Source organism: Nostoc sp. XA010 (assembly GCF_020829625.1).
In the GTDB taxonomy this organism is placed as follows: Bacteria; Cyanobacteriota; Cyanobacteriia; order Cyanobacteriales; family Nostocaceae; genus Nostoc.
In genome coordinates this window covers 1-7090 of the sequence record NZ_JAIVFX010000095.1, presented here as the reverse complement: position 1 = coordinate 7090, position 7090 = coordinate 1, and the positions used below count along the sequence as shown (strand labels likewise).

At 38.9% G+C, this 7090-nt stretch carries 5 protein-coding genes and 1 pseudogene; all 6 read left to right on the top strand.

From position 1 onward, the window contains the following. Positions 1-224 (top strand): annotated as a pseudogene (locus LC608_RS35830) (hypothetical protein); the annotation flags it as partial. A 94-nt stretch (positions 225-318) separates the two neighbouring features. Further along, positions 319-2136 carry a type IV secretory system conjugative DNA transfer family protein gene (locus tag LC608_RS35825; protein ID WP_229558047.1) on the top strand — a complete coding sequence of 606 codons (1818 nt, stop codon included), beginning with the start codon at positions 319-321 and terminating at the stop codon, positions 2134-2136. Continuing rightward, positions 2120-2587, top strand: coding sequence for a relaxase/mobilization nuclease domain-containing protein (locus LC608_RS35820; RefSeq protein WP_229558046.1), 468 nt, complete (start codon positions 2120-2122; stop codon positions 2585-2587). Before LC608_RS35825 ends, LC608_RS35820 begins: the two co-directional genes overlap by 17 nt. After that, on the top strand, positions 2580-2954 hold the full coding sequence (locus LC608_RS35815; protein ID WP_229558045.1) for a hypothetical protein: 375 nt from the start codon (positions 2580-2582) through the stop codon (positions 2952-2954). The genes LC608_RS35820 and LC608_RS35815 overlap by 8 nt, the downstream gene beginning before the upstream one ends. 4 nt (positions 2955-2958) lie before the next feature. Continuing rightward, positions 2959-5847, top strand: coding sequence for a DUF3854 domain-containing protein (locus tag LC608_RS35810; protein WP_229558044.1), 2889 nt, complete (start codon positions 2959-2961; stop codon positions 5845-5847). A gap of 2 nt (positions 5848-5849) precedes the next feature. Continuing rightward, complete coding sequence (locus tag LC608_RS35805; RefSeq protein WP_229558043.1) at positions 5850-6665, top strand: hypothetical protein; 816 nt, start codon at positions 5850-5852, stop codon at positions 6663-6665. The last annotated feature ends 425 nt before the right edge of the window (positions 6666-7090 follow it).

Sequence of the window (7090 nt, the reverse complement as noted above, 5' to 3'; positions counted from 1 at the left end):
AGCCAACTGGTCGTCATCCCTTTGGTAAATCATTTAAACAAGTTGTTTGGGATATAGATGAATCAAGCGGTTCCGTTAACACTGCTATGTTTTTCCGTTTCTGCAAGAATATTCCCTTTGTTGGTCGGACTTGTACCCCCTATTTTATCGGGCCAGTGCCATTCATTACTTACCATGAAAAAGACCCAATTATTTTTGGTAGTCCTTCTAGCGTCCCCGATTGAATGGCACTAAGATTCATGTGAAACCTAGCCAGGAACATCAATGATTTACGCTTAACAAGAGTGCCATTACGTCCCAAAATAACTATTGTTACGTATGAGTAATAATTTGACTACTTCGCCAAGTAATCAACCATTCCGATTTGAACAGCTTCAAAATCCTCATGACAGTATTGGTAAGTATACCAATACTTTATTTACACCAAATGGACTAACAGTTTTAGCAATAGTTAGTGCTTACATTTTCATGAGAGTATTTTTGGGCGATGGTAGTAATAAAAAGAAGATTGCTACTAGCTATTGGGGAGGAAGAAAGGAGAGTCATACGGCTAAGAAAAAAGCATTACAACAGATAAAATCTCCTCGGTGTGATAGTGTCGCTTTATATATTGGCAGACATCAACTCAAAGGTACAAAAAAACAAATTGGTAGTGGAGGAATACCAATTTATATTCCAGAAGTACAAAGGGGAACTGCTGCCATTGGCGCACCCGGAAGTGGGAAAACTTTCAGTGCCATTAATCCCATGTTGTTTTCCGCAATTGACCAAGGGTTCCCTATTTTACTATATGACTTTAAGTATCCGTCTCAGGCGAAAATTGCTGCTTATGCTAAAGCTCTTGGCTACGATGTCCATATTTTTGCCCCTGGATTTCCCGAATCAGAAGTTTGTAACCCTCTGGATTTTTTAAGAGATTCTTCTGACGCTGAAAACGCTCGGCAGATTGCGACGGTCATCAATAAAAACTTCCGCATTCTGAATAATTCTAATGAAGATGGATTTTTTGGCCCGTCTGGGGATCAGTTAACCCAAGCTGTATTGATGTTAACCAAAGAATTTGGAGATAGAGCGGATGTCATGACCAGTGCCGCCATCTTGTCTAGTGAGCAGATGATTGCGCGGTTAATGTCTGCTAATCTCAACCCTTGGGTAAAGATTGCCTTTGGTCAGTTGTTCAGTTCCGCCGCGAGTGAGAAAACCGTCGCCGGGATTGTTGCCACAGCTAGTATTATGTTTACCCGCTTCATGGCCAAGAACACACTGGGTTGCTTTATTGGTAAAACCACTTTACCACTGTCAATTAAAGGTAAACAAATGATTATCTTCGGTTTAGACAGAGAGCGACGAGATGCTGTTGCACCATTGATGACTAGCGTTCTCCACATGACCATCGCCCGAAATATAGCCAAAAAACGCTCTGACCCTTTGATAGTTGCATTGGATGAATTACCTTCCTTGTATCTGCCCGATTTATTCAGATGGTTAAATGAATCACGAAGTGAGGGTTTCTGCGGCATCCTCGGCTGGCAGAATATGGGGCAGTTGGAAAAGAATTATGGTCGGGAAGTTGCTAAGACTATCCTTGGTGCTTGCAGTACGAAATTTATTTTTAATCCTGGAGAGAACGAATCAGCACAATTGTTTTCTTCGTTTCTGGGAGATGAAGAAATTAGGTACAAGCATAAATCAAGATCCACGGGTGGTGGAAAGAGCAATAATACCATTAGCGACCAAGAGAAAACCAAAAAGCTATTTGAATCGGCAGAGTTTTTAAAACTGCCAGCCGGGAAATGTGTTTTCATAAATCCTGCATACTCCAATAAGAAAGAGGGGTCAGTTCCTCAGTTAAAAAGCATCAATATTCCTCAAATTCTCCGGGACATCGACAGATACAACGAAAAAAAATGGAAGCCAGTCGTCAGTAGATTAGCTCGGAAAAGTACACAGAGATATCCGACTCAGTACGATTTAGATTTGAGAGTTAATGATGTCAATAACCGTTTCCCTCCACCTGCTAAACAAGACAACAATCCTAATAATAAAGTCTTGAGCGTTGGAGAAATTAAATCAATCCTAGACGAAAATGCTCAGAGCCAAATTCCAAGGGTATTAAATAATGAGAATAATGATTAAGGAATATGCTCTCTCTGATTTTGAGATAATTAATCAACTAATGCAGACATTGACTATTAACTCTGGCAATCTCGTTAACATTCATGCTCCCGCTTGGATCATTAATACTTATCATGTTTTAAGTAAACAAAGACCAAGATTAAAAAAGGTCGGAATTTATGTTCAAATTACTTTGAAAGGTTTCCCGATTAATTTATCACCGGATGTTTCTGAACAAATTCTCAATGAATATATCCAAGGCATCGGCTGGGATGATTTGCAATATGTCACTTTCCTGAAATTTCATCAAGACTCTTTAGAATTCCATCTTATTTTTAATCGGGTGATGCCATCGGGGGAAGTGATTGACTTAAATTGCCTCGGTGCTACATCACAGCAATATGACGTTTTACAAAAGTCTTTAACCAATCTTATTAAAACTGAATCCAGCCGTGGGGTGACTTATGTTTGATGAACGGCATTCACAACTAGTTTCTAATTACGCTAAAAGCAGTGATTATTTTGCCAGAAATATCATAGCACCTTTAATCAAATACGTTTGCGCTGACACCGTAGAACAATGGAATAAAAAAGCAAGATTTGAACTAGGAAAAGATACTTATGCTCTTAAACTTGATGGAGGTGGAGGTTATTCTTGGGCAAAAGTTGATCCCAAAACTAATAACTTTCTACCCGTAGAGCCAGAAGAAGCCAAAACAGTTGAAGAAATTGTCGAACAATCTTTAGCAAATACAAACGCTCATCAACAAAACCAAACTAATACTTCAAATACTCTTTCTACTCACAGTAATAATAATTCTTACTCCGAAATAGAGTAAAAACATGGATGAATTTGTTAATTCACGTCCAAATAATATTGAGCATAAACACTGGTATGAACTGGTAGTTAATAGCGCTATCCATCCTCTAATAGTATCTGCCAATTTTAAGTCTTTGTATTATGACTCCATAGAACAGTGCCATGAGTCTTGGGAATACTTAATGTATAGTGACCAGATTGAGCGTAAAAATGCTGGTCGTTTAACTGATAAAACTCTCCAAGTTTACGCATATCTTGATTCTACTGATGGCTGGTGGTGTAATGGTGGTGTTGACCCCCGCACTTTCTGTGATTTACTACCTGGGGAGCAGCCTAAACAAAAACTTTGGGGCTGTTATAAACCTGATTTTCCTAGACCTGATGTCCAAAAACCTGGGAAATTTATCAAATATGAACATCCTTACAAAGATGAACTTAGTATCTTCTTACTAGAAGTACCGAAAGACATTGCTGAATTTATCTACTCCAAAGCTGGCGTTAATCCAAGCCAGTGCGATCGCCAATCAGGTTTTTGGTATTCTGTGTGGAAACACAATATACCAGTAACCATTGTTGAAGGTGCTAAGAAAGCTGCGAGTGTTTTGACTCAAGGAGATGCTGCCATCGGCTTGCCAGGGGTTAATGCTGCATATCGCTCCAAAGATGACCAAGGTAATCCAATTGAGAGTCAATTACGCTCCGAAATTGCCATGTTTTCTACCAATGGCAGAGAAATCAGAATCTGCTTTGACCATGATTCCAAAAGTAAAACTCAAGTCAACGTCGGCAAAGCTTTGATTAAAACTAGTCAACTTTTGGTCAATCATGGGGCTGCTGTCAAAATAATCACTTTACCCGGGCCAGAAAAAGGTGTTGACGATTTGATTGCCGCACAAGGGGCAGCCGTTTATGAAAAGCTCAAAGCCTTAGCGGTTTCTTTTGAAGATTGGCGGCAAAATAACCCTTTGCCTGACCTGCGACAATTTATTTTTCTCAAAAATGGACAAGAGTTAAAGCTTAAGAGTATGGGGAGTGGGGAGAGTGGGGGGAGTGTGGGGGGAAGTGAGATTCTCCTCACACCTCTCACACCTCCCACAACTCCTACACCTCCCACACTCCCCACATCTCCCACAACTCCTACACCTCCCACACTCCCCACATCTCCCCTACCTCCTCTACCTCCTCTACCTCCCCTACCTCCTTTATCTCGTACTCACCCTCTATATGCTGCTATCAAATCTATACAAGTACAACAGGCATCATTAACCCAGCAAACAGAGTCAAAAATTGCACCTCTTCCAAAAACTAATTCCCAAACAAATGATCGAGTAATTATTCCCAAAGCCTCTCTGACTCCCCTGCGTCCTCTATCTCCTTTATCCCATACTCGCCCTCTGTATGCTGCTATTATCAAATCCATACGAATACAACAGACATTATTAACCCAACAAATAAAGGAAAAAATTGCGCCTCTTTCACAAACTAATTCCCAAACAAATGCTCGAGTATTTATTCCCGAAGCCCCTCAATCTCAAGTTAGTCCGCCTTCAGAACAGAGCAGCACTCAGAACTCACAAAATACGGAATCAATATCAGTCGATGAATTAGACGAATTAGATGAATTAGATGAATTAGACCTATTGAAACGCCGTCGTCGCCAATCCGAAATTATTTCTGACACCATAGAGGATAATAAAACTTTTGTTGAAAAACCCTCTAGTGTCAACAAGGATTTGTTGTCATCTAACAGCATACCTACTGGTAACAGTTGGGTCAATATCAAACAGGTAACAGTTTATAAACAAACAATCCCTCGAAGGTTTTTAGAAGCTAAACAAAATCAAGACATTGCTTTTGCTGCCAGAGAGCTTGTCAAGAATTATGGCGTTCAACAAGATGATGGCTCTACAGTTTATCGTGCCGATGCTTTTCTTATTAAAAAGAATCGATCTACTTATAGTATTCATCGTCGTCAGGCGACAAACTTAGATAATCCAATTATGGAGTTTGAAGCCTCACAATATCATATTAATATTACTCAAAGACCCCAAGATAAATTTTTACCTATAGAACGCCAGGAGTTTTTAACGGTTGCAGATACCTTAAAGCAAGGTAAAGAGCTACCTGACCTTGATGAAGACCCCAGGAAAATTGTTAACACCCTAAGTTCTCTTTCTCCTGATGGCACTCATAAAATTCTTGAAAGCTTTAAATCTTTAGAAGTCTTAAGAATACTTACAAGTACCTTAGAAGCCTTTAACTCTCACGATTTAGAATTAGGCAATTATCGAATTACTTATACTCCCAATGATGAAAACAGTGGCGATATCAAGCTTTTAAAAACTGAACATAACGGAACTACTAGAGTTGCTGTACATTTAGATTTGAGCCGGACTGATGAACAAATGAATCATCAAGTTCATTCTATGGCTATTACCTCATTAGAAATTGACAAACTCCGGCTGCTGGCAACTAAACTTCAAATCCCAACAATTAATTCTGCTGCTAATGCCCATGCGACTCGTGATATTCTTTTACCATTTCATCCAGCATTAGCTGAAATTTGGAACTTACTGGAGAGTTCTGTTAGGTGGACATCTGGAGCTAACCAAGGTAATGAAGGTTTTCGTGAGCGATTTCAAAAAGACCCCAATGCTAAACTAACTTTGGGTGAGCAGTCACAACTTTATTTTAAATTTTTAATTCAAACTAAAGAAGAAATTATTATTAATGGGAAAACTGATATTATTTTGCCACCACTTAGCGAAATCACAGAGGATTTAAAATTGTTACGTGAACAATCTATTAATAATTTTTATAGTCCGAAGATTTCCCAGAATGCCAAAACACAGAAGCCAACTCAAAACCAGCCTCGCAATCCAGAACCTCAGTTAAACAACTTGGAAGTTTAGTTATGCAATCCACAGATGTTAGAGAAACCATCGCTTCTATTAATCGCAACAGTGGGATCTCGAATAATATGATGGCTTATCGGCTGGCTCTAATGATAGAGAAAGCGCCACAGAGTACAGTACAATCCCCCATTAAGTTGGATTCACAATCGCGTCAAAATCTTGAAGATAATCTCAGAAGTATTTTGACTAAAAGTACTCAAAATGTTGAAGATTATAGGCTACAACTTAAAAATCAATATCTGGCTGAATATTCTCAAAGATTCGGTATCACTCAACCCGAAAAAATTGTGACTGAGCAGCCTAATAATTTCTCTAGAGTTGAAAATCTAATTACCCAAAGAAAGCATATATTCCTCCAACAAATGATGGCTCAAGGGGAAGCAAACACTAATTCAACTCCTTCCACACCAGCAAATCAAGAGGTTAATAAACAACATCAAGGCGATGACTTTAGCAAAAAGTCCCTGATTCCTGCCGTTGTTCAAACTATCATTGCTAAAGGTCAAGATACTAAAAATGAAGGCCGCGTTTATGAAGGTGTTCTTTATAGACTTCAATTACTTATTAAAGAAGGTATACAGTTTATCAATATTAACCGCAAAACCCAATCCAATCAAAAAGCTTTTGCTGCATATAAAGACCACACTAACGAGTTTACAATTACCTCAAATAACCTCTCAAATGAAGAAGCACAAAAAATCGTTGCTTTTAATCAGCAGCGAATTGCAAAACAACAAGCTCAACCTCCTATTCAAACTGATAAAAATCAGGAATTTTCTTTTGAAAAAGATGATAATCCCGATCTAGGAGATTAGCCCGGATTTCTCACCAATGCTCAAAGCCTGTGCCTGTGCAGGGGAGCAGGGGAGAGATTGTATAAGTTCTTTCCCCTCTGCCCCTCTGCATTTCAAACTTGTGAGAAATGCGGGATTAGGCGCATTCAACTAAAATACCCCATGACTAATCCAAATATAAATCCACTGATTAACAGATACCGTCTTAATATTGGATTTATTTTCACAAAAGGAGCAATTATTGTTGCAAGAAATATGTAAAATGTGGCTTCAAATATATCAGTGCTGAATGTGATAACGGTAGCAATAAACAGCCCAGCAAATATCAAACATCCAACTACATACTCTATCTTGTCCCATAGCTTAGTGTCGTCCAGGTAGCGCATGAGCCTGACCAATTTTTATGAACATCGTATCATCTAAGCCGTAAGGTTTATCCTTTTTGT